Annotated in this window: 24 protein-coding genes and 1 pseudogene; 16 read left to right on the top strand and 9 right to left on the bottom strand. The window is 63.2% G+C overall.

Features of this window, described 5'->3' with window-relative positions; all coding sequences use genetic code 11:
* The first annotated feature begins 18 nt into the window (after positions 1-18).
* From nthA to NLY36_RS04405, 5 genes are all read left to right on the top strand, one after another.
* Positions 19-642: a nitrile hydratase subunit alpha gene (gene nthA / locus NLY36_RS04425; RefSeq protein WP_023699027.1), complete on the top strand. Its 624-nt coding sequence runs from the start codon at positions 19-21 to the stop codon at positions 640-642.
* Positions 639-1,298 (top strand): nitrile hydratase subunit beta, encoded by a 660-nt coding sequence (gene nthB / locus NLY36_RS04420; RefSeq protein WP_023735938.1) that lies wholly within the window; start codon positions 639-641, stop codon positions 1,296-1,298. Before nthA ends, nthB begins: the two co-directional genes overlap by 4 nt.
* Positions 1,285-1,659 carry a nitrile hydratase accessory protein gene (locus NLY36_RS04415; RefSeq protein WP_023735937.1) on the top strand — a complete coding sequence of 125 codons (375 nt, stop codon included), beginning with the start codon at positions 1,285-1,287 and terminating at the stop codon, positions 1,657-1,659. Before nthB ends, NLY36_RS04415 begins: the two co-directional genes overlap by 14 nt.
* 35 nt (positions 1,660-1,694) lie before the next feature.
* Positions 1,695-2,057, top strand: a complete 363-nt coding sequence (locus NLY36_RS04410; RefSeq protein WP_023699024.1) for a hypothetical protein — start codon at positions 1,695-1,697, stop codon at positions 2,055-2,057.
* A 187-nt stretch (positions 2,058-2,244) separates the two neighbouring features.
* Positions 2,245-3,372 (top strand): ATP-dependent DNA helicase, encoded by a 1,128-nt coding sequence (locus NLY36_RS04405; RefSeq protein WP_023668361.1) that lies wholly within the window; start codon positions 2,245-2,247, stop codon positions 3,370-3,372.
* A 34-nt stretch (positions 3,373-3,406) separates the two neighbouring features.
* Here the strand turns inward: NLY36_RS04405 and NLY36_RS04400 are convergent, their stop codons facing one another.
* Positions 3,407-3,826 carry a SpoIIAA family protein gene (locus NLY36_RS04400; protein WP_023682069.1) on the bottom strand — a complete coding sequence of 140 codons (420 nt, stop codon included), beginning with the start codon at positions 3,824-3,826 and terminating at the stop codon, positions 3,407-3,409.
* A gap of 112 nt (positions 3,827-3,938) precedes the next feature.
* On the opposite strand from NLY36_RS04400, the gene NLY36_RS04395 reads away from it, so the two are divergent.
* The 4 genes from NLY36_RS04395 (at position 3,939) to NLY36_RS04380 (ending at position 9,807) form a co-directional block, all read left to right on the top strand.
* The gene (locus NLY36_RS04395; protein WP_023690926.1) at positions 3,939-4,679 is read left to right on the top strand and encodes a pyridoxine 5'-phosphate synthase; all 741 of its coding nucleotides are present in this window, start codon (positions 3,939-3,941) and stop codon (positions 4,677-4,679) included.
* A 77-nt stretch (positions 4,680-4,756) separates the two neighbouring features.
* Positions 4,757-6,670 carry a potassium transporter Kup gene (locus NLY36_RS04390; protein ID WP_286461699.1) on the top strand — a complete coding sequence of 638 codons (1,914 nt, stop codon included), beginning with the start codon at positions 4,757-4,759 and terminating at the stop codon, positions 6,668-6,670.
* Positions 6,671-6,811: 141 nt separating this feature from the next.
* Positions 6,812-8,731, top strand: a complete 1,920-nt coding sequence (locus tag NLY36_RS04385) for a potassium transporter Kup (RefSeq protein WP_286461698.1) — start codon at positions 6,812-6,814, stop codon at positions 8,729-8,731.
* 35 nt (positions 8,732-8,766) lie between these two features.
* On the top strand, positions 8,767-9,807 hold the full coding sequence (locus tag NLY36_RS04380; protein WP_023735936.1) for an SDR family oxidoreductase: 1,041 nt from the start codon (positions 8,767-8,769) through the stop codon (positions 9,805-9,807).
* Between the two features lie 50 nt (positions 9,808-9,857).
* Here the strand turns inward: NLY36_RS04380 and NLY36_RS04375 are convergent, their stop codons facing one another.
* Positions 9,858-10,748 (bottom strand): SDR family oxidoreductase, encoded by an 891-nt coding sequence (locus tag NLY36_RS04375; RefSeq protein WP_023735935.1) that lies wholly within the window; start codon positions 10,746-10,748, stop codon positions 9,858-9,860.
* A 138-nt stretch (positions 10,749-10,886) separates the two neighbouring features.
* Here NLY36_RS04375 and NLY36_RS04370 point away from each other — a divergent pair, with 138 nt between their 5' ends.
* Complete coding sequence (locus tag NLY36_RS04370) at positions 10,887-11,294, top strand: winged helix-turn-helix transcriptional regulator (protein WP_023690335.1); 408 nt, start codon at positions 10,887-10,889, stop codon at positions 11,292-11,294.
* A 75-nt stretch (positions 11,295-11,369) separates the two neighbouring features.
* Positions 11,370-12,698, top strand: a complete 1,329-nt coding sequence (locus NLY36_RS04365; RefSeq protein ID WP_023735934.1) for an FAD-dependent oxidoreductase — start codon at positions 11,370-11,372, stop codon at positions 12,696-12,698.
* Here NLY36_RS04365 and NLY36_RS04360 read toward each other — a convergent pair.
* Both NLY36_RS04360 and NLY36_RS04355 read right to left on the bottom strand, forming a co-directional pair.
* Positions 12,592-13,326 (bottom strand): annotated as a pseudogene (locus tag NLY36_RS04360) (glutathione S-transferase family protein); the annotation flags it as partial. The gene NLY36_RS04365 and the pseudogene NLY36_RS04360 sit on opposite strands and share 107 nt — an antisense overlap.
* A 1-nt stretch (position 13,327) precedes the next feature.
* Positions 13,328-13,633, bottom strand: a complete 306-nt coding sequence (locus NLY36_RS04355; protein WP_023735932.1) for a Rieske (2Fe-2S) protein — start codon at positions 13,631-13,633, stop codon at positions 13,328-13,330.
* Positions 13,634-13,728: 95 nt separating this feature from the next.
* Between NLY36_RS04355 and NLY36_RS04350 the strand changes: the two genes are divergently transcribed.
* From NLY36_RS04350 to ilvC, 3 genes are all read left to right on the top strand, one after another.
* Positions 13,729-14,187 (top strand): MarR family winged helix-turn-helix transcriptional regulator, encoded by a 459-nt coding sequence (locus tag NLY36_RS04350; protein ID WP_023698360.1) that lies wholly within the window; start codon positions 13,729-13,731, stop codon positions 14,185-14,187.
* Positions 14,188-14,329: 142 nt separating this feature from the next.
* The gene (locus NLY36_RS04345) at positions 14,330-14,995 is read left to right on the top strand and encodes a TetR/AcrR family transcriptional regulator (protein ID WP_245260243.1); all 666 of its coding nucleotides are present in this window, start codon (positions 14,330-14,332) and stop codon (positions 14,993-14,995) included.
* A 23-nt stretch (positions 14,996-15,018) separates the two neighbouring features.
* Positions 15,019-16,038, top strand: coding sequence for a ketol-acid reductoisomerase (ilvC, locus tag NLY36_RS04340; RefSeq protein ID WP_013531065.1), 1,020 nt, complete (start codon positions 15,019-15,021; stop codon positions 16,036-16,038).
* An 81-nt stretch (positions 16,039-16,119) separates the two neighbouring features.
* Here the strand turns inward: ilvC and NLY36_RS04335 are convergent, their stop codons facing one another.
* The gene (locus NLY36_RS04335) at positions 16,120-16,404 is read right to left on the bottom strand and encodes a PilZ domain-containing protein (protein ID WP_023685169.1); all 285 of its coding nucleotides are present in this window, start codon (positions 16,402-16,404) and stop codon (positions 16,120-16,122) included.
* A 169-nt stretch (positions 16,405-16,573) separates the two neighbouring features.
* Entirely contained in the window at positions 16,574-17,167 is a 594-nt protein-coding gene (locus NLY36_RS04330; RefSeq protein WP_023733828.1) for a BA14K family protein, read from the bottom strand.
* A gap of 157 nt (positions 17,168-17,324) precedes the next feature.
* Here NLY36_RS04330 and NLY36_RS04325 point away from each other — a divergent pair, with 157 nt between their 5' ends.
* Complete coding sequence (locus NLY36_RS04325) at positions 17,325-18,437, top strand: endonuclease/exonuclease/phosphatase family protein (RefSeq protein ID WP_023733827.1); 1,113 nt, start codon at positions 17,325-17,327, stop codon at positions 18,435-18,437.
* A gap of 5 nt (positions 18,438-18,442) precedes the next feature.
* Positions 18,443-19,162 (top strand): NUDIX hydrolase, encoded by a 720-nt coding sequence (locus NLY36_RS04320; protein WP_023668380.1) that lies wholly within the window; start codon positions 18,443-18,445, stop codon positions 19,160-19,162.
* Here NLY36_RS04320 and NLY36_RS04315 read toward each other — a convergent pair.
* From NLY36_RS04315 to NLY36_RS04305, 3 genes are all read right to left on the bottom strand, one after another.
* Positions 19,159-19,401 carry a hypothetical protein gene (locus NLY36_RS04315; protein ID WP_023735930.1) on the bottom strand — a complete coding sequence of 81 codons (243 nt, stop codon included), beginning with the start codon at positions 19,399-19,401 and terminating at the stop codon, positions 19,159-19,161. The genes NLY36_RS04320 and NLY36_RS04315 overlap by 4 nt on opposite strands.
* Before the next feature lie 129 nt (positions 19,402-19,530).
* Positions 19,531-20,748 carry an ABC transporter permease gene (locus tag NLY36_RS04310; protein ID WP_023685173.1) on the bottom strand — a complete coding sequence of 406 codons (1,218 nt, stop codon included), beginning with the start codon at positions 20,746-20,748 and terminating at the stop codon, positions 19,531-19,533.
* Positions 20,745-21,449 (bottom strand): ABC transporter ATP-binding protein, encoded by a 705-nt coding sequence (locus NLY36_RS04305; RefSeq protein WP_023735929.1) that lies wholly within the window; start codon positions 21,447-21,449, stop codon positions 20,745-20,747. Before NLY36_RS04305 ends, NLY36_RS04310 begins: the two co-directional genes overlap by 4 nt.
* Position 21,450 lies beyond the last annotated feature (1 nt).

The raw sequence follows: 21,450 nt of genomic DNA, 5'->3' as shown, positions 1-21,450 counted from the left end.
CGATCCTAATCTGAGATCATGTCCCATGATCATGACCACGACAATGAGCTCGACCCGTTTGCGGCGCGCGTGCGCGCGCTGGAGACCATCCTCACCGAAAAAGGCCTGATCGATCCGGCCGCAATCGACGTCATCGTCGACACCTATGAGACCAAGATCGGACCGCGCAACGGCGCCAGGGTGGTGGCGAAAGCCTGGAGCGATCCGGCCTTTGCCGAGTGGCTGAAGCGCGACGCGACTGCGGCGATCACCTCGCTGGGCTACACCGGCCGCCAGGGCGAGCACATGCAGGCGGTGTTCAACACGGACGAGACGCACAACCTCGTCGTCTGCACGCTGTGCTCCTGCTATCCGTGGTCGGTGCTCGGCCTGCCGCCGGTCTGGTACAAGGCGCCGCCCTATCGCTCGCGCGCCGTGATCGATCCGCGCGGCGTGCTGGAGGAGTTCGGGCTGACCTTGCCGGCGGAGAAAAACATCCGCGTCTGGGATTCGACTGCCGAACTGCGCTATCTCGTGGTGCCGATGCGGCCTGACGGTACCGAAGGCTGGAGTGAGGACCAACTCGCCGAACTGGTCAGCCGCGATGCGATGATCGGCACGGCGGTGGCCAAAGAACCCGGGACAAAGAAGGTACCGGCATGAACGGGCCGCAGGATCTCGGTGGGCAGATGGGTTTCGGGCCGGTCGCGCCCGAAAAGGACGAACCGTATTTTCATGCGGATTGGGAGAGGCGGGCGCTCGGCGTCACGCTGACTGCCGGCGCCATGGGCGCGTGGAACATCGACGAGAGCCGGCACGCCAGGGAATCGCTGCATCCGGCCGTCTATTATTCCTCGAGCTACTACCAGATCTGGATCAAAGCGCTCGAGGTGCTGCTGAAGCGCCATGGCTTCGTCAGCGAGCGCGATCTGACGGAGGGTAAGGCGGTCGATCCGGCGGCGACGCCCAAAAGGGTGTTGAAGGCCGAAAACGTGCCGGCGGTACTGGCCAAGGGCAGTCCCTGCGACCGGCCGGTCGAGACGGCGCCGCGCTTCAAGGCCGGCGACCCGGTGCGGACAAGGAATTTCAATCCCACCGGCCACACAAGGCTACCGCGTTATGCGCGCGGCAAGCACGGAGTTATCGAGGCCGTGCGTGACGGTTTTGTGTTCCCCGACAGCAACGCGCATGACAACGGTGAAAACCCGCAATGGGTCTATACCGTGGTCTTCGATGGCTTGGAAATCTGGGGCGAGGGCGCCGACTCGACGCTGACCGTCTCGATCGATGCCTGGGAGAGCTATCTTGAGCCGGCCTGAAGGTGCATTGCCGGCGGGTCTGGACGAACCGGTATTCGCCGAACCCTGGCAGGCCGAAGCCTTCGCCATGACGGTGGCGCTGCATGACAAGGGCTTGTTTTCGTGGAGCGAATGGGCCGATGCGCTGTCGGCGCAAGTGAAGAAGCCGGGCGCCGCAAGCGACGGCCACGACTATTACGAGCACTGGCTGGCAGCGCTGGAAACGCTGCTGGCGGCCAAGGGCGTCGCCGGCAAAAACGATGTCGACACGCTCGCCGCCGCCTGGGAACGCGCCGCGCATGCAACCCCGCACGGCAAGCCGATTTTGTTGGAGAACGATCCCGGGCCGACCAGAGGTAGCGGCGGCGGCGCGAACATATAGTCCGCCTGTGGTTGGTGTTTGAAATCTGGCGGCCGATGCAACTAATTTTCGACGACCATGCCTTCGTCGTCCCCATAGACAAACGCCTCAACGACGGCGAAGCGGCCACGGTTTTTGGAAATGGCGACGAAGTCGTTGTCACCCAAGTGGAGGATCACTTGCTCGTCGCTGATGGTAACACGTTCTATGGTTCTGGCATTTTCGTCACTCAGACAGGCCGTGACCTCGGTATATATCGCGAACCCTGCGTCATCCGACAAGGAGACAACGATGCCATAACCAGGTTCGCCGTTTCGATCTTCTTTATCGACTTTCCGATCAGCCTGTCTGCGAACGACCTCATCAATATCCTCGCTTATAGGTGTCTGCGCCGATCTGCATCTCGATCATGTCCGTGATAGTGGCATTGCCCGATCTAGGTTCAAATGCCTGAATTCAAATCGTTCGTTATCCGCTTGCATGTTCACTTTACGTTCGCATTTGCGCCTGCTAGTTTGTCCCGTTGAAGGTGAGGCAATCCCATCGTTTTAAGCGGTGGTTGGCACCAAGCTTGTCTTTCTCTCGCGAATCCGGTCTGTCGAATCGATGGAATTCTCTCCCCAACAGGATGAGGCGTTGAAGGCGGTGGCGCGCTGGCTGAAAGAGGGCCGGCCACAGGTCTTCCGGCTGTTCGGCTATGCCGGCACCGGCAAGACCACGCTGGCGCGCTATTTTGCCGAGCATGTCGACGGGCAGGTGCAGTTCGCCGCCTTCACCGGCAAGGCGGCGCAGGTGCTGCGTTCCAAGGGCGCGGTCAATGCCCGCACCATCCATTCGTTGATCTACCGGCCGAAGGGCGAGGAATCGGTGTCGGACGAGGTGACCGGCAAGACCTCGATGTCGCCGACCTTCTCGCTCAATCGCCAAAGCCCTATTTCACGGGCGAAGCTGGTGGTCATCGACGAATGCTCGATGGTCGACGAGCAGCTTGGCCGCGACCTTCTGAGTTTTGGCACGCCGATCCTGGTGCTTGGCGATCCGGCGCAGCTGCCGCCGATCTCGGGCGGCGGCTTTTTCACCGAGCATGAGCCGGATGTGCTCTTGACCGAAATCCACCGCCAGGCGCGCGACAATCCGATCATCCAGCTGGCGCTCGACGTGCGCGAGGGCCGCGAGTTCATGCGTGGCGACTACGGCACCGCGCAGGTCATCGGCAAGGAGGACGTCACCCAGGAGCTGGTGCTGAAGGCGGACCAGGTGTTGGTCGGCACCAACCGCACACGCCGCCGCTACAATCAGCGCCTGCGCGAGCTGAAGGGTTTCAATGCCGATTATCCGCAGGCCGGCGACAAGCTGGTCTGCCTGCGCAACGACCCCGCCAAGGGCCTGCTCAACGGTTCGCTGTGGAAGGTGATGACCTCGTCGCGCGAGACGGTGAAGCCGGGTATCAACCTTCTGGTCTCGCCCGAGGAGGACGATCCCGACCGCGGCGTCGCCAAGATCAAGCTGCTCAAGTCGGCTTTCGAGGATCCGGACGCCGATATCCCCTGGCAGCAGAAGAAGCGCTTTGACGATTTCGACTATGGCTACGCGCTGACCGTGCACAAGGCGCAGGGTTCGCAGTGGAACGACGTCGTGCTGTTCGACGAGAGCTGGGCGTTCAAGGAAACCCGCCAGCGCTGGCTTTATACCGCCATCACGCGGGCGGCAGAGCGGCTGACGATTGTTAGATAACTGGCGTTGGATAGCTGGCGTTAGATAGCCGGCGTCAGGTAGCAGCCGGCGCAGCAGGGCTGAGTGGCGTCGCACCCAGCCATTGCCAGGCATCCGCTTCGTCCTCGGCCGCGAAGTGCCTGAACTCGATGGGTGGCGAAGCCGGAAGGAAGTTCCGCGCATCCGCTATCCAGTCCGGCTCACCGATCGTCGCGCACCGGGCGATATGCTCTAGCGCATGAACCGTACCTTGTTTCAGCGTCTCGTCGTCCATATCGATCCAGTCGACGCCCTCATGGTCGACCAGCCGCACCAAGACGTCGATCCTCGGGTGCAGCGCGTAGGCAGCCTCCAGCAATCCGAACAGATTTTCGCCGTCGGCTGCCGATACATGGCCGACGACGTCGATGGCGAAAAGGTCCTCACGGTCGGTTTCGAGGCGGCGGATCGCGGGCACGGATTGGAGAAAATTCATTGGCTGGGTTCCCCCTTGCGAGCAGATGTCATCACTGGAACACCCGAAAGCCCCTGTCTGTTCCCATCAAAGGCAGTATAGATGCGCTGCACAAACAGCCGGACCTCACGCCATGCCCGCGAAACTCTCGGTCAATCTCAACGCCATCGCCATGCTGCGCAACCGCCGCGACCTGCCGTGGCCGAGCGTCACCGGGCTCGGCCGCCTGGCGCTGGCGGCCGGCGCGCACGGGCTGACGGTTCATCCGCGGCCCGACGAGCGCCACACCAGGCATTCCGACCTGCCGGAGATCCGGGCGCTGATCGACGACGAGTTTCCCAAGGCGGAATTCAACATCGAGGGCTACCCGACCGAGGATTTTCTGGCGCTTGTGGAAAGACACCAGCCGGAGCAGGTGACGCTGGTGCCCGACGATCCGGCGCAGGCGACATCGGACCATGGCTGGAACTTTGCCGCCGAGGCGGCGTTCCTTATCCCGATCGTCAAGCGTCTGAAAAAAGGGGGCTTCCGCGTGTCGCTGTTTTCCGATCCGGATCCCACCGGCGTCAATGCCGCGCGCGACACCGGCGCCGACCGCATCGAGCTCTATACCGGGCCCTACGGCAGCTATCATTCCGATTCCGCCAAGGCGCGGAAGGAGCTGGAAAGATTGGGAAAAACCGCGGATGCCGCACTCGCCGCCGGGCTCCAGGTCAATGCCGGGCACGATCTGGTGGTGAACAACCTTCCGGCATTGGCAAAGCGCATTCCGGCATTGGCCGAAGTGTCTATCGGACACGGGTTGACAGCCGATGCGTTGGAGTATGGCATGGCCGGCACGGTGGGGCGGTTTCTGAAGGCTTGCGGTTGGTAGCGGTGGTAGGCTCGTGTCGAAGGTGATATCGCATGACAGCAAGCAAGGCGCACCGCGCGGTGATCGGGGAGTAGTCGATGGCTCTTTCCAGCATCGGTAGCGAGGCTGAACCCGTCGAACAACCGAACCACTCCCAAACTGAACAGCACAGCACCAAAGTTCTGATGCTGGGCGCGCTTGGCGTCGTCTATGGCGATATCGGCACCAGCCCGATCTATGCCTTCCGCGAGGCGCTTCACGCTTCGCCTGGTACCGACACGCGTATAGATGTCCTGGGCGTGCTGTCGCTGATCGTCTGGGCGCTGACGATTATCGTCACCATAAAATACGTCGCTTTCGTGCTTCGCGCCGACAACAAGGGCGAGGGCGGCACGCTGTCCCTGATGGCGCTGGCGCGCAGCGCCTATCCAAAAGGCGCCAAGCTTATCCTCGGCATCGGACTTTGCGGGGCGTCGCTTTTTTTCGGAGACGCTATCATAACTCCGGCCATTTCCGTGCTGTCGGCAGTTGAGGGCCTGGAAGTGGTGACACCGACGCTGGAGGCCTATGTCGTTCCGATCACCTTGGTCATCCTGGCATTTCTGTTCTCCGTGCAGCGCTTCGGCACGGGGAAGGTGGCGGCAGTATTCGGGCCGGTGACGGCGCTATGGTTCCTGGCCATCGGCGTTTCCGGGCTCTACCACCTGACGGATGATCCTTCGGTGCTGTTGGCGATCAACCCGTATTATGCGATCGCCTACTTAGCCGGCACGCCGACCGCCGCTTTCGTGACCGTTGGTGCAGTGTTCCTGGCGGTAACGGGGGCCGAGGCGCTTTATGTCGACCTTGGACATTTCGGGCGCAAGCCGATCGTGCTCGCGTGGTTTTCCGTGGTGTTTCCTTGCCTGCTGCTCAACTACTTCGGCCAGGGCGCCTTTGTATTGGCGAATGGCGGCAGGCCGACCAATCCATTCTTCGAGATGTTGCCGGATTGGGCGCTGATGCCAATGGTCGGCTTGGCAACGGCCGCCACCGTGATCGCCAGTCAGGCGGTGATCTCGGGTGCTTTTTCGCTGGCACGTCAGGCAGTGCAACTCAACCTGCTGCCCCGCATCGAGGTGCAGCACACGTCCGAAATGCAGAGCGGCCAGATTTATATGCCGCGCGTCAACCTGCTCATAGCCGTGGGAGTGATGCTGCTGGTTGTCGGCTTCGGCAGCTCGAGTTCGCTGGCTTCCGCTTACGGAATTTCGGTAACCGGCGAGATGCTGATGACAACCATTCTGCTGTTCGTTGTCATGCGCAATTTGTGGAAATGGCAGCTTGGGCTCGCCCTCGCATTGGCGCTGCTGTTCGGCACCATCGACATGGGTTTCTTCCTGGCGAATGTCGTCAAGATCGTGGAAGGCGGATGGGTGTCAATATCCGTTGCCTGCCTCATGGGGCTGATCATGACCACCTGGATACGCGGCAGCCGCTATCTGTTCGACAAGACCCGGCGCAACGAAATCCCGCTCGATTTCCTCGCCGGCAATCTGTTGAAGAAGAAGCCGCAGCTGGTGTCCGGCACCGCCGTGTTCCTGACCAGCGATCCGCAAAGCGCGCCGACAGCGCTGATGCACAGCCTGAAGCACTACAAGGTGCTGCACGAGCAGAACGTCATTCTGTCGGTGGTCACCGCACCGCAGCCGCTGGTGCCCGACAGCGAACGGGTCAAGATGGAGACAGTCAACGAGTTGTTCATGCGGGTGACGCTGACCTTCGGCTATATGGAGCAGCCCAACATTCCGCGCGCGCTGGCGATCTGCCGCAAGCAGGGCTGGAAGTTCGACATCATGACGACTTCGTTCTTCCTGTCGCGGCGCTCGCTCAAGGCATCGCCCAATTCCGGCATGCCGGTGTGGCAGGACAAGCTGTTCATCGGGCTCGCCCGCTCGGCGGCCGATGCGACGGAGTATTTCCAGATCCCGACCGGACGTGTGGTCGAGATCGGCACGCAGGTGGCGATCTAAGGTTTCCGGCAGCCTTTGACGCCACGCACCGGTCATTGCGGGGCAAGCCCTGCACTGGGAACATGGTAGCCCTACCGTCACGGCACTTGATATTGCATCGCAGCAAGCGTAGAGCACCGCGCGCTTATCGGAGTGTCGTCCATGGCCCTTACCAATGCTGGTATTGAGGCAGAACCCGTCGAACAATCGAGCCATCCCGAAATCGAACAGCACAGCACCAAAGTTCTGATGCTGGGCGCGCTCGGTGTGGTCTATGGCGACATCGGCACCAGCCCGATCTACGCCTTCCGGGAAGCGCTTGTTGCGTCCTCCGGCGGCGAAATCGCCGAGCGCGGCGATATTCTGGGCGTGCTGTCGCTGATCATCTGGTCGTTGACGATTATCGTCACCATCAAATACATCATGTTCGTGCTCAGAGCCGACAACCGAGGCGAGGGCGGCGTGCTGTCGCTGATGGCGCTGGCGCGCGGCAGTTTCCCGACCCGCTCGGCGATCATCCTGGCCATCGGTATTGTCGGCGCGTCATTGTTCTTCGGTGACGCCGTCATCACGCCGGCAATCTCGGTGCTTTCGGCGGTTGAAGGCATGAATGTCGTTACCCCGACCTTCCAGCCCTACGTCGTGCCGCTGACGCTGGTCATCCTGGCGATCCTGTTTTCGGTGCAGCGCTTCGGGACCGGCGGTGTGGCGCTGATCTTCGGGCCGATCACGGCGGTCTGGTTCCTGGCTATCGGTCTTTCGGGCTTGAACCACATCATCGCCGATCCCGAAATCCTGTGGGCGATCAGCCCGCACTACATCGTCGCCTTCCTGATCAATTCGCCCGATGTCGCCTTCGTCACCGTCGGCGCCATCTTCCTCGCCGTCACCGGTGCCGAAGCGCTTTATGCCGATCTCGGCCATTTCGGCCGCAAGCCCATCGTGCTCGCCTGGCTGGCGATCGTGTTTCCCTGCCTGCTGCTAAACTATGCCGGGCAGGGCGCTTTCGTGCTGGCGAAGAACGGTCACGTCGGCCATCCATTCTTCGAGATGAACGAAGGCTGGACGCTGATCCCGATGGTGGTATTGGCAACCGCGGCGACGGTTATCGCCAGCCAGGCGGTCATCTCCGGCGCCTTCTCGCTGACCCGGCAGGCGGTGCAGCTCAATATGCTGCCGCGCCTCGAAATCCTGCACACGTCGGAACGGCAGTCGGGCCAGATCTACATGCCGCGCGTCAATGTTTTGCTGGCGTTGGCGGTGATGTTGCTGGTCGTCGGTTTCGGCGAATCGAGCAAGCTGGCCTCCGCCTATGGCATCTCGGTGACCGGCAACATGCTGGTGACGACGGTGCTGCTGTTCGTCGTCATGACGCGCATCTGGAAATGGCGCCTGTGGGTGGCGGTGGCGATGACGGCGGTGTTCGCGTTCATCGACATCGGCTTCTTTGCCTCCAACATCGTGAAGGTGTTCGAGGGCGGCTGGGCGTCGCTTGCGGTGGCCTTCACCATCGTTCTGGCGATGTGGACCTGGGTGCGCGGCAGCCGCTATCTGTTCGACAAGACCCGGCGCAACGAAATCCCGCTCGATTTCCTCGCCGGCAATCTGCTGAAGAAGAAGCCGCAGCTGGTGTCCGGCACCGCCGTGTTCCTGACCAGCGATCCGCAAAGCGCGCCGACAGCGCTGATGCACAGCCTGAAGCACTACAAGGTGCTGCACGAGCAGAACGTCATTCTGTCGGTGGTCACCGCACCGCAGCCGCTGGTGCCCGACAGCGAGCGGGTCAAGATGGAGACAGTCAACGAGTTGTTCATGCGGGTGACGCTGACCTTCGGCTATATGGAGCAGCCCAACATTCCGCGCGCGCTGGCGATCTGCCGCAAGCAGGGCTGGAAGTTCGACATCATGACGACGTCGTTCTTCCTGTCGCGGCGCTCGCTCAAAGCATCGCCCAATTCCGGCATGCCGGTGTGGCAGGACAAGCTGTTCATCGGGCTCGCCCGCTCGGCGGCCGATGCGACGGAGTATTTCCAGATCCCGACCGGACGTGTGGTCGAGATCGGCACGCAGGTGGCGATCTGAGGGTCTCGAACGGATAAATCGTCGAGGAGGCTAATATGAGCGGCGAATTGGTGCTGGTCACCGGCGGGTCCGGCTTCCTCGGCGCTCACTGCATCCTCGAACTGTTGAAGGCCGGCTACCGCGTCCGCACCTCCGTGCGATCGGCGAGGCGCGAAGCCGATGTGCTCGCCATGCTCAAGGCAGGTGGCACGGAGCCCGGTGACGCCCTTTCATTCGCCCATGCCGATCTGATGGTCGACGCAGGCTGGCCGGCGGCGGTGGCCGGCTGCGATTACGTGCTGCATGTCGCATCACCTTTTCCGCCCGGCGCGCCCACGCATGAGGATGACCTGATCCTTCCGGCGCGCGAGGGCGCGTTGCGCGTGCTGCGGGCGGCGCGGGATACCGGGGTCAGGCGCGTCGTGCTCACCTCATCCTTCGCGGCCGTCGGCTATGGCAAGATGCGCGCGGATGGGCAGCCTTTCAACGAGGAAAACTGGACCGATCCGGCAGGCAAGGTCAGCGCCTATGTGAAGTCCAAGACGCTCGCCGAGCGCGCGGCCTGGGATTTCGTCGCCGAGCAGGGCGGCGCGCTGGAGCTTGCGGTCGTCAATCCCGTTGGCATCTTTGGACCGGTGCTCGGCGCGGACCATTCGACCTCGACCGAATTTGTCCAGCGCATGCTGAACGGCGCCGTGCCTGGGCTGCCGCGCCTGTCCTTCGGCGTCGTCGACGCGCGCGACGTGGCGGATCTGCATGTTCGCGCCATGACCCACCCCGCCGCCAAGGGCGAACGGTTCCTCGCTGTCGCCGGCGATTTCATGACGGTGCGCGAGATCGCGCAGACCCTGAAGACGCGGCTCGGGCCGGCGGCGTCGCGCGTCTCGACGCGGGAGTTTCCCGATTGGCTGGTGCGCATCATCGGGCTGTTCAATCCGGAAGCGGCACAACTCGCAACGGAACTGGGCAAGATCAAGAACGCCACCAACGCCAAGGCGGTGCGCGTGCTCGGCTGGGCGCCACGCTCGCGCGAAGATGCTTTGATTGCCACGGGCGAAAGCCTGATCCGGCTGGGACTGGTCAAGCGACGTAAGTAATTGTGCAGGAGGCCGAATCGTAAGGGCTCGGCGTCCCGCAACGGCAGCTTTCAGCCGGCCAGTGCAGCCTTGTTCGTCTCCAGAAACTGCTTCAGCGGCACCGACTTTCGGCCGGAGAGTTTTTCGACCGCGTCGGTCACCATGCCGAGGTCACCTGCGCGGGCGGCAGCGTCGAACGACACCAGCACCTTTGCGAAGGGTTCAGGCAGGCCGGCCGACTTCATTCCCTCGGTCAGGGCTTCGTCGGAAAGCTGGATGACCTTGATCGGCTTGCTGGTGACCTCGGTGACCAACGCCGCCACTTCGGCAGCCGTATACGCACTGGGGCCGGTCAGCGTGTAAGTCTCGCTTTCGCTGCTGTCCGAGGCGAGCCCCGCTGCGATCGCCGCCGCGAAATCGTCACGCGTGCCGTAGGAAATGGCGCCGTCGCCGGCGGAGGTGTACCACTGACCCGATGCCAGAACCTGCGGCAACGCCATGAACAGGTTCTCGTTATACCAGCCATTGCGGAAGATCGTGTAGGGGATGCCGCTCGCCTTGACCGCCTGTTCGGTGTCGTAGTGGTCGGGCGCGAAAACAACCGGCGAACCAGGCTCGGGGTTGGGCATCGAGGTGTACAGCAGGTGGCCGACGCCAGCCTGTTTGGCCGCCGTCACCGCCGCAAGCTGCTGCTCGCGCCGCTTCCCCTGTACCTCGAGTTCGTTGGTCGAGATGACGAGTGCCCGGTCGGCTCCCGCGAAGGCCTCGGCAAGCGATTGCGGGTCGTTGAAGTCAGCGGCTCTGACGAGGACGCCGCGCGCCGCCAGATCGGCAAGGTTGGCGGGTGTACGGGTGGCGGCGATGATGCGGTTTGCGGGGACCTTTAATGTGTCCAGCAGGTGGTTGATGACGCCGCGGCCAAGCTGGCCGGAAGCGCCGGTGACGAGAAGGGTTGCGGTCATGGGGGATCCTGAAATTGCGCCGGGTGGCGGGTGCTTCTGACAGTCTCAAAAAGAGACCAGCACTAAAATAAGAATTGACCGGCCACCGTAAAGAAGGCAGTTTTTAGGGAGGTAGGCACCGCCAGGGAACCAGCAGCCATGGACGGCAAGGTCGTCAATCTGAGAACCAAGCTCAATATATTCAAAGCCACCAGCGATGGCGCAAACATTGCCGATTGCCCGGTTCGCGACGTGATGCAGGGCGTGAACGGCAAATGGAGTTCGCTGCTGATGGCGGCGCTCGCCGAGCAGCCCTATCGTTTCGGCGAGTTGCGGCGCCTGGTGCCCGACATCTCGCAGCGCATGCTCACCCAGACGCTCCACGATCTGCAGCGCGACGGCTTTGTTCATCGCGAAGTGTTCCCGACCAAGCCGCCAAGCGTCGAATACAGCCTGACCGATCTCGGCCGTTCGATGTTCGGCGCCTTGCATCAATTGATCCTGTGGGCCGAACTCAACCATGGTGCGGTGCGCAAGGCGCGCGCTGCCTTCGACGCCGGTGGCTGATATTTTGGTCCATGCAGCAGCGGCTTGATTTGACAATGGCGCTGAAGGATTGTCCCGCCAGTGGTTGGGCGGGCAATGGAAAAATCTCTAGACATCGCGATTGCGGGCGCCGGCCCGGCAGGGCTCGCCACCGCGCTCTTTCTCAAGCGTGCGGGCCATAACGTCACCATCTTCGAACGTTTCGAGGAGCCCAAGCCCGTCGGCTCCGGACTGATCCTGCAGCCGACCGGGCTGAGCGTGGTTGCCGATCTCGGCCTGCTCGACGACATTCTGGCGCTCGGCAGCCGCATCGAGCGTCTGCATGGCGCCGATGCCTCGACCGGCCGCACCGTGCTCGCCGTGCGCTACGACGCGCAGCCTGGCGGCCGCTTCGGGCTGGCGGTGCACCGGGCGGCGCTGTTCAACGTGTTGTTCCGCGCCGCGCAGCGCCAAGGCATCGCCATGGAAACCGGTGTCGAGATCGAGACGCTGGACGTCGGTGAGCGGGCGATCCTGATCTTCGACAAGAGCCGAACGGTGGGGGGCCGCAGGGCAGGGCCGTTCGACCTCGTGGTCGACGCCAGCGGCTCGCGTTCGAAGCTGCGCCGGTGCCTCAACGATCCGGCCCAGCCGCGGCAGCTCACTTACGGCGCGTTCTGGGCCTCGCTCGGCTGGCGCCAAGGCTTCGACGAAAATGCGCTGCTGCAGCGCTACGACAAGGCCAGCGTGATGATCGGCGTCCTGCCGATCGGCCGACCGGAACCGGGCGGGGAAAAGATGGCGGCGTTCTTCTGGAGCCTGAAGCCGGCGGATGCCGAAAACGTGCGCGCGGCAGGGCTCGACGCCTGGAAGGCGAGACTGGTCTCGCTGTGGCCACAGTGCGAGGCGTTCACCAGCCAGATCGACAGCTTCGACCAGCTGTCGCTGGCGCGCTACGGCCATCACACGATGAAGCTGCCGGCCGGCCGCCGGCTGGCGGTGATCGGCGACGCCGCGCATTCGACCAGCCCGCAGCTCGGGCAAGGCGCCAACATGGCGCTGCTCGACGCGGCAGCGCTCAGCCATGCCTTGGCACAGACGGGCAACGTCGAGGCAGCGCTGGAAAGCTACGCCCGGGCGCGGCGATGGCACGTCCGGATCTTCCAACTGCTGTCGCTGGCGTTGACGCCGTTCTACCAGTCGGACGGCACGATGCTGCCCTTCTTCCGCGACAGGCTGGTGGCGACCATCGCAAAGGTGCCGCCAGTGCCAAGCGTGCTTGCCTCGATGGTGGCCGGCACGCTGATCGATCCGTTCAGGCGGATCGGGCTAGAGGAGGTGCACTGGCCAGATCATCCGGCGGGATCAGGGTCGAGAGAAACGAATTTCTCGCACGCAGGAATAGACGCAGCCGCTGCGGATAGTCCGGCGCCACGGCACCCTTGATCGAGGCGCGTTCGCTTAACGCCTTGCGCCAGGCCTGGACCAATGGCTTGCCGTCCAGAATGCCGAAATTGCCGATCCCGTCGAAGGCGTCGAGATAGCGGAAGACCGGGCCGTAGACGGCGTCGACGAGGCAAAAGCGCTCGCCGTTGAACCACGGTCCGGTCTGGTCGGCCAGTTCGTCCTCCAGACGATCGAACATGGCCGAAAGTGCCGTGGACTCTGCCAGGAAGGCGGCCTCCGTCGATGCCGAGTAGAACCGGCCGATGGCGTTCAATGTCGCTGAGCCGAACTCGATCCAGGCGCGATGCCGGGCACGGGCGTAGGCGTCGGACGGATGCAGAGGATTGGCTTGCGTCTCCTCGAGGAATTCGAGAATAACGGCAGATTCGAAGATCACCGTCTCCTCGCCATTTGCGTGGACGATCAGCAGCGGCACCTTGCCCAGCGGCGAAATCGCCTTGAACCAGTCCGGCCTGTTGGCGAGGTCGATGGTGACACGCTCGAACGGTACGCCCTTCTCGGCCAGCGAGATCGCCGCGCGCTGCACATAGGGGCATAGATGATGGCTGACGAGAATGAGCTTGCCAGTCATTTCATTCTTCTCAGTCATTTCATTCTTCTCAGGCATGTCACTCTCCCCAGACATAGTTCAACGCGCCGTCCTCGACGCGCGTCGACAGGAACATCAGTCGCGACGCTTTTGGCGCCGGACCTTCGATCCGGTCGCCTGATGTCATGTCGAAGGCGGCGCCGTGCCATTGGCAGACCAGCTTGCCGTCCCTGCAGTCGAGCGGCCCGCCGAAATGCAGGCAGACATTGGCGGCGGCGCGGATGCGCTCACCGCTGCGCCAAATATGGACCTCGCGGCCGAAGAATGGCGCGATCAGGCTGCCCGTCTGTGGGACGTCGGCGACTTTGCAAATTTCGTGTTTCATGGATCTTTCCCGGATCGATGCAGTTGCATGCATATAGATGCAAGTGCATTGACCGTCAAGCTTGATGCAACTGCATCTATCGCCTAGAATGGGTCATGGCCAAAACAACCACGCCTTCGCCCGAAGCCGTCAAGGCCTGGGCCCGCCTGATGCGGGTTTCGCGCCAGCTCATCGAAAAGGCGGAAGAGGCTTTGAAGACTAGCGGCTTGCCGCCGCTCGACTGGTATGACGTGCTGCATGAACTCGCCGAGGCGGGTGAGGGCGGGCTGCGGCCATTTCAGCTGACCGAGCGCACTCTGTTTGCGCAGTATAATATCTCGCGGCTTCTGGCGCGGCTCGAGGCCGAAGGACTGGTCGAGAAACTCAGGGTTGCCGACGACGGCCGCGGCCAAACCATCCGCATCTCGGCCAAGGGCCGTGAGACCAGGCGACGGATGTGGGCTGTCTATGGACGGTCGATTGCGGAATTGGTCGGCGCAAAACTCTCCGCGGAGGAGCTGAAGATACTGGCGAGCCTGCTTGGAGAGCTGCGCCATCCGCCCGCCGATGATTGATCCGTCAGAATCTCGTGGTTGCTCGGCGGCTCTCACGTCGACGATTTTTCTACCTGACCCCTTGCGTCGAGCATAGGATTGCGCAATATGCCGAACCGTAACGTACGGTACGCAGTTTGAGGCGGCCCGGCGACCTCATCGAATGGGCAGGAAATTGTTGCAGGCAAGGGCCGAGATCGATACCAGCGAAGTGCTGACAGAGCGGCAAAAGGTCGTCCTGGACGCGGCTTTGCGGCTGCTGGTCGAGGAGGGCGACAATCTGACCATGACGGCGGTGGCGCGCCGCGCCAGCTGCTCCAAGGAAACGCTCTACAAATGGTTCGGCGACCGCGACGGACTGCTGACGGCGACCGTGCAGTGGCAGGCATCGAAAGTGCGCGTGGTGCCGGTCGACGGTGAGCGGCTCGATCTTGCCTCGCTGACGGCAAGCCTGGAAGGCTTCGCCTCGGACTGGCTAAAGGTGATTTCGAGCGATACCTCGATCGCGCTGAACCGCGTCGCGGTCGGCCATGCCGGATCCGGAAAGGACGATCTCGGCGCCATCGTGCTGGAGAATGGCCGTTTCGCGCTGGCCAGACGCCTGAAGCCGGTGCTGCTTGCCGGCAAGCATGCCGGGCTGCTCGACTTTACGGATGCCGAAATGGCGTTCCGGACCTTTTTCGGGCTGGTCGCCCGCGACGTGCAGATCCGTCTCCTGCTCGGCGACAGGCTGGAATTGACTGAAGCGGCGATCGGCGGCGATGCCGTCCGGGCAACGCAGCAGTTTCTCGCTCTTTATGGAGCAAAAACCGGGCCGCAAGGCCTCTAATCTCTACGGGAAGGAAGCAAAAGATGCGTGTCTATTACGATCGCGACGCCGATCTCAATCTGATCAAGGGCAAGAAGGTCGCCATAATCGGCTATGGCAGCCAGGGCCGGGCGCACGCGCTCAACCTCAAGGATTCGGGCGCCAAGGAAATCGCCATCGGGCTCAAGGCTGGATCGGCGACCGCCAAGAAGGTCGAGGCCGACGGGCTCAAGGTGATGAGCGTGGCGGACGCTGCCAAATGGGCCGATTTGATGATGATGGCGACGCCTGACGAGCTGCAGGCCGACATCTACAAAAACGAAATCGCGCCGAACATTCGTGACGGCGCCGCGATCGCCTTCGCACACGGCCTCAATGTGCATTTCGGCCTGATCGAGCCGAAGTCGACCGTCGATGTCGTCATGATCGCGCCGAAAGGCCCCGGCCACACGGTGCGCGGCGAATACCAGAAGGGCGGCGGCGTGCCGTGCCTGGTCGCCGTCAACCAGGATGCTTCCGGCAACGCGCTCGATCTCGCTCTGTCCTACGCCTGCGGCGTCGGCGGCGGCCGTTCGGGCATCATCGAGACCAATTTCCGCGAGGAATGCGAGACCGATCTGTTCGGCGAGCAGGTCGTGCTCTGCGGCGGCCTGGTCGAACTGATCCGCGCCGGTTTTGAGACGCTGGTGGAAGCCGGCTATGCGCCCGAAATGGCCTATTTCGAGTGCCTGCACGAGGTCAAGCTGATCGTCGACCTGATCTATGAAGGGGGCATCGCCAACATGAACTACTCGATCTCGAACACGGCCGAATGGGGCGAATATGTCTCTGGCCCGCGCATTATCACCGCCGAGACCAAGGCCGAGATGAAGCGCGTGCTGAAGGACATCCAGACCGGAAAATTCACCTCGGAGTGGATGCAGGAATACCGCGCCGGCATGTCGCGCTTCAAGGGCATCCGCCGCAACAATGACAGCCACCAGATCGAGGAAGTCGGCGCCAAGCTGCGCGCCATGATGCCCTGGATTTCCAAGAACAAGCTGGTCGACAAGGCCAAGAACTAACCCGCAGTCGTCGGGATTGGGAGCAAAGAGCCGGCGGAGCGATCCGCCGGCTCTTTCATGCCGGTTTATCGATCAGGACGCTCAGCCATAGTGCCAATGCGGCTTCGGCTCGGTGCCGGTGAACTCGACGCCGATGCGGTCGTCGCGGCGCCAGCGCACGATGGCCTTGTAGCCGATGCCGTCGACCGGCACATAGAGCAGGAACTCGTCCGGCACGCGCGCGTCTATAGACACTTTCAGCTCGGCGCCGCCGGCATGCATGTTGCGCACCGTGCACTTGACCTCGGAATTGGTGAGGCCGGTCAGAATCGTCGCGCCTTTCAGCACGCGCTGCCGGTGTTTGTTTCGCAATTCGTTGTCGGCCATGACGGCACGTCCTTCGCGACCGGATCGGCGCGATCGTCAGATGGGGCACGATATCACGGATAGGCTGAGCCGATAAACATATGGTTAGCGGTGACCGAGACCAGCCGTCTTTCCCAAATGAAAACGGCGCCGCGATGGGGCGGCGCCGTCGTGTATTGTCGTTTATAGTTCAGCTGTAGGGCGACCAGCATTGCTGGCGCGGGCCACCATAGGGCTGGAACGTGTTGTCCCAGGCCCGGTAGGACCGATAGCGGTCGTAGCACCACTGGACATGGGCGCTGGACAGACGCTGCGTGCGGTAATAGCGGCGGGGCGCCGGCTGCACGTAATAGCCGTCATTGTAATAGCCGTTGTTGTAGTAGCCGTTGTTGTAGATGCTGCCGAGGCCGAGACCCAGGCCGAGGCCGAGAACTGCTGCGGCGCCGGTGTCAAAATCACGGCCGCGATGGTGGCGGTGATGGCGCCAGCGCCAGTTGTCGCCGCCGTTCCAGTTGCCGCCATTCCAGTTGCCGTTGTTCCAGTTGCCTGACCGGGCAAAGCGACGGCCGTCGTGGCGGCGCCACTGCCAATCGTTGAAGGAGCGGCGGTCATTGCCGCCCGCCCAGCTGTCGCGAACCGGTGTGATGTCAGACAATGCGGTGCTTGCCGGCACCGACAAGTCCGGCTGCAGGATCGGGCCCGCGGCGGATGGCGCCGTGAGACCCGAGAAAAGACCGAGCGCTAACAGCCCGGATTTGACTGTGGACGAAAAGAGCGAGCTCATTGCACTCTCCAAGTGATACAGGCCCCACGCCCGGATACCCCAGGGAAGTGGCCTATTGATGGACCTTGGCGTCTGAACGGAGGATGAACGGAAAGGTTCCATCAGCCATGACGAGCAGCCCTTGTTTTCATGGGCGCTTGCAGGCAAAGGTCAGCCCATGTCGCTGCGCCTCGCCACTTTCAATGTCGAAAACCTGATGAACAGGTTCGATTTCTCGGGCTTCCGCAACCAGCTCAACGAAGACCGCACGCTGGCGCTTTTCGACATCCAGAGCGAAGCCGAATACCGGATGCTGGAGCAGGCGCGCGCCATCGCACAGTCCGACGATACGCGCCAGTTGACCGCGCTCGCCATCGCCGCCACCCGCGCCGACATCATCTGCATGCAGGAGGTTGACAACATCGAGGCGCTGAAGGCGTTCGAGTATGGCTATCTCTTCAAGATGGTGGGCGAGGGTTACCGGCAGAAATACACCACCGCCGGCAATGATTCGCGCGGCATCGACGTTGCCCTGATGATGCGCAACGAGACAGCGCAAGGTCAGCCGATCGAATTCGTGCGCATGACCAGCCATGCCTATGTCACGTTCGAGCAGTTCGGATTGCACACGCCTGAACTCGAGGCGCTCGGCAACCTGGCCAATGAACGCATCTTCCGGCGCGATTGCCTGGAGGTCGACATCAAGGTCGGCGGCGTGCCGCTGACGCTTTACCTCGTCCATTTCAAATCGATGGGCTCGCCGCGCAACGGGCTCGACGGACGCGAGGCGACGATGCCGGTGCGCATCGCCGAGGCGCAAGCCGTGCGCCGCATCATCGAGGAGCGCTTCGGCAAAGAGCACGCAGCCGATAAAAACTGGGCGATCTGCGGCGACATGAACGACTACCGCCAGCGGGTGAAGATCGAGGGCGACGCCGTCGACGGCTACCGCTTCCAGGTGATCGACGAGAGCCAGTCCTGTATCGATGTGCTCACCGCCGGCGGCTTTTGCGAGAATGTCGTCGAGCGGCGGCCGGAGATGGACCGCTGGAGTTTCTACCACACGCGCGGGCCGAAAGAGCGGCATCTGTGCCAGCTCGACTACATCCTGCTGTCGAAAGGGCTGGCGGCGAAGAATGCGACGGCGGCTCCCGACATCATCCGCAACGGCCAGCCCTGGCGCACCATCTTTCCGGCCGGACAGGCGGTGGAGCGCTTTCCGCGCGCCGGCTGGGACCGGCCGAAGGCGTCGGACCATTGTCCCGTCGCAATTAGCCTGGACATGGCTTGAGCGCGGTGAGCTTCGACCTGCCGCGCAACGTCATCCTGCCCGTCGACGAAATCGACGTCCGGCTCGACCCCGGCCCGCATCCGTTCGAGCGCGACAACGCGCAGGCGATAACTGACAACTGGCGGCGTGAGGTTACGGCCAATCCGGCGCTGTTCGACGGCACGGTGGTGCTGCTCTCGGCGCTCGCCTGGCGCGACAACCGGATCGTCGGGCGTTGTCACGCGGTGAAGTACTCGACCTTCCTGCTGTGGCGAAAGAACCGGCAGGGGACGGGCGCCGAGCATGCCTATGGCCACGCCATGCTGGTCGCCGGCGACAACGCCCTGGTGGCGATCCGCATGGGCGCGCACACGGTCCCGGCCGGCAGTGTCTACTTCGCTGCCGGCTCGTTCGAGCCGATCGATTTTCGCGATGGCCGCGTCGATGTCGATTTCAACATGATCCGTGAAGTGCGCGAGGAGACCGGGCTTGACCTGACAGGCGCTGCGCGCGGCAAGCGCTACCATGCGCTGTCGACTTCGACCGGCACGGTCCTCTTCCGCCGCTACCACGTCGATGCGCCGGCCGACGAGATTGCGCGGCGCATCGGCGCCTTCGTCGCGACCGAGACCGAGCCGGAGATCGAGGGGCCGGTGATCATCCGCCACGCCGCCGACCTGCCGGAAGGGCTGGCACCGCATATGAAGCCGCTGGTCGAGTGGCATTTTGGCGGTGGCGGGGGCTAACGGCGCGGATTGTTCTGCGCCGCCTTGCGGTCGTTGCGGGCGGCGACGAGGAACAGGATGACGCCGATGCCCAGCAATCCACCCATGACCATGCCCATCGTCTGGCCGACGACTGCCTGAAAATCGGCGGTGGCACGATCGGGATTGGCCATGCCGTAGCGGGCGAGATACCACCAAAGTCCCGCAAGGGCGCCTTCGATGATCACCATCGTCAGAATCAGCCGCGCCTTCTTGCTCATTGCCACTCCTTGACCAGATGCTTTGCTCTAAAATTAGCATCGCAGACCGGACGACAACAAGTATTGCCGATGTCGACAAGCACCCATCCTTGTGGATAGCGGTTGGTTGCGGTGGAGCTGATCTGGCGCTTATTCGTGGCGCAGCGCGTCGATCGGGTCGAGCCTGGCGCCGCGGAGCGCCGGGAAGAAGCCGAACACCATGCCGATCAGCGCCGAAAAACCGACGGCGAGCAAGATGACCGCCGGGCTCGGCGCAAACGGTATGGCCAGCGTTGCCGAGGCGAGGCCGGCCAGCGCCAGGCCGATCAGGATGCCGATAATGCCGCCGAGCAGCGACAGCACCGTCGCCTCGACCAGGAACTGGATGAGGATGTGCTTTTCATGCGCGCCGATGGCGAGCCTGATGCCGATCTCGCGGGTGCGCTCAGTGACCGAGACCAGCATGATGTTCATGATCCCGATGCCGCCGACCAGCAGGCTGACGCCCGCGACGGCGCCCAGCATGCCGGTCATGGTGGTGGTGGCGCTGGCCATGGCGTCGGCGATCTGGGTCATGTCGCGGATCGAGAAATCGTCTTCGCGGTCCGGCGTGATGCGGCGGGTGTCGCGCAAAATGTCCTCGACTCGCGGCTGCAATTCGGTGGTCGGGGTGCGGTCGTCGGCGGCGACGTAGATGTTGTCGATGTCGCGGTTGCCGGCGATGCGGCGCTGATAGGCGGCAAGCGGCATCAAGACGACATTGTCCTGGTCCTGGCCGAAGCCGGTATAGCCCTTGGGTTCGAGCAGGCCGATGATCTTGCACGAGGTGCGGTTGACGCGGATGATCTCGCCCTCGGGTTCGCCGGCGCCGAAGAATTGCTGGCGCACCGTTTCGCCGATCAGGCAGACGCCGGTGCCGGAGCGTGTTTCCGAATCAGAGAACGGGCGGCCCGACACCAGCTTCCAGTCGCGGGCGTCGAGATAGGCGCTGTCGGTGCCGGTGACGCCCGAGGTCAGGCTCTCGGTGCCGAAAATGACGCGGACTTGTTTCTGCGACGCCGGCGCAATGGCGCGCGCTCCGGTCAGGTGGGCTACGAGGGCGGCTACATCCTTGTCGGCCAGAGGCCGTACCGCCTGGTCGAGCCCGCCTGGTCCGCCGGTGCCTGCCGGGCGGCCGGAACGGACGACGAGCAGGTTCGAGCCGAGCTTGGCGATGTCCGACTTGACCTTGGCCGTGGTGCCCGAACCGATGGTCAGCATGGCGATGACGGCGGCGACACCGATGACGATGCCGAGCAGCGTCAGGAACGAGCGCAGCACATTGCGGCGGATGGAGCGCAGAGAGAGGCGGACGGTTTCCCAGATCATGACGCCAACTCCGACTTGACCGTGTCGGACGCGACGTGGCCGTCGAGGAAGCGGATGGTGCGCTCGGCATAATCGGCGACATCGGCCTCGTGGGTGACCATGGCGATGGTCAAGCCGAGCTCCCGGTTCAGCCGCGTCAACAACTCCATGATCTCATGCGTGCGGGCGGTGTCGAGATTGCCGGTCGGCTCGTCGGCGACGAGCAGCGTCGGCCTGGTGACGATGGCGCGCGCGATCGCCACGCGCTGCTGCTGGCCGCCGGAGAGTTCGGCCGGCGTGTGATGTTCGCGCCCGACCAGGCCGACCTCCGCCAGCGCCTGCATGGCAAGATCGCGGCGCTCGCGGGCCGGCGCGCCGCGATAGATCAGCGGCAGCTCGACATTTTCCGCCGCCGTGGTGCGCGGCAACAGATTGTAGCCCTGGAAGACGAAGCCGATATAGAGATTGCGCAGCAGCGCCCGGCGGTTGCGGTCGAGCCGGCCAGCATCGATGCCCATGAAGGAGTAGGTTCCGGCCGTCGGCGTGTCGAGGCAACCGATGATGTTCATCGCGGTCGATTTGCCCGAACCGGACGGGCCCATGATGGCGACGAATTCGCCACGCTGGATGGCGAGGTCGACGCCGGCCAGCGCATGGACCTTGGCTTCGCCCTGGCCATAGCTCTTCCAGACCGTGTCGAAACCGATGAGGCCCGCGGCCATG

This window comes from Mesorhizobium sp. C399B (assembly GCF_030323185.1).
GTDB lineage: Bacteria > Pseudomonadota > Alphaproteobacteria > Rhizobiales > Rhizobiaceae > Mesorhizobium.
The sequence above is the reverse complement of the archived record's forward strand: the minus strand, read 5'-3'. Positions and strand labels throughout refer to the sequence as shown.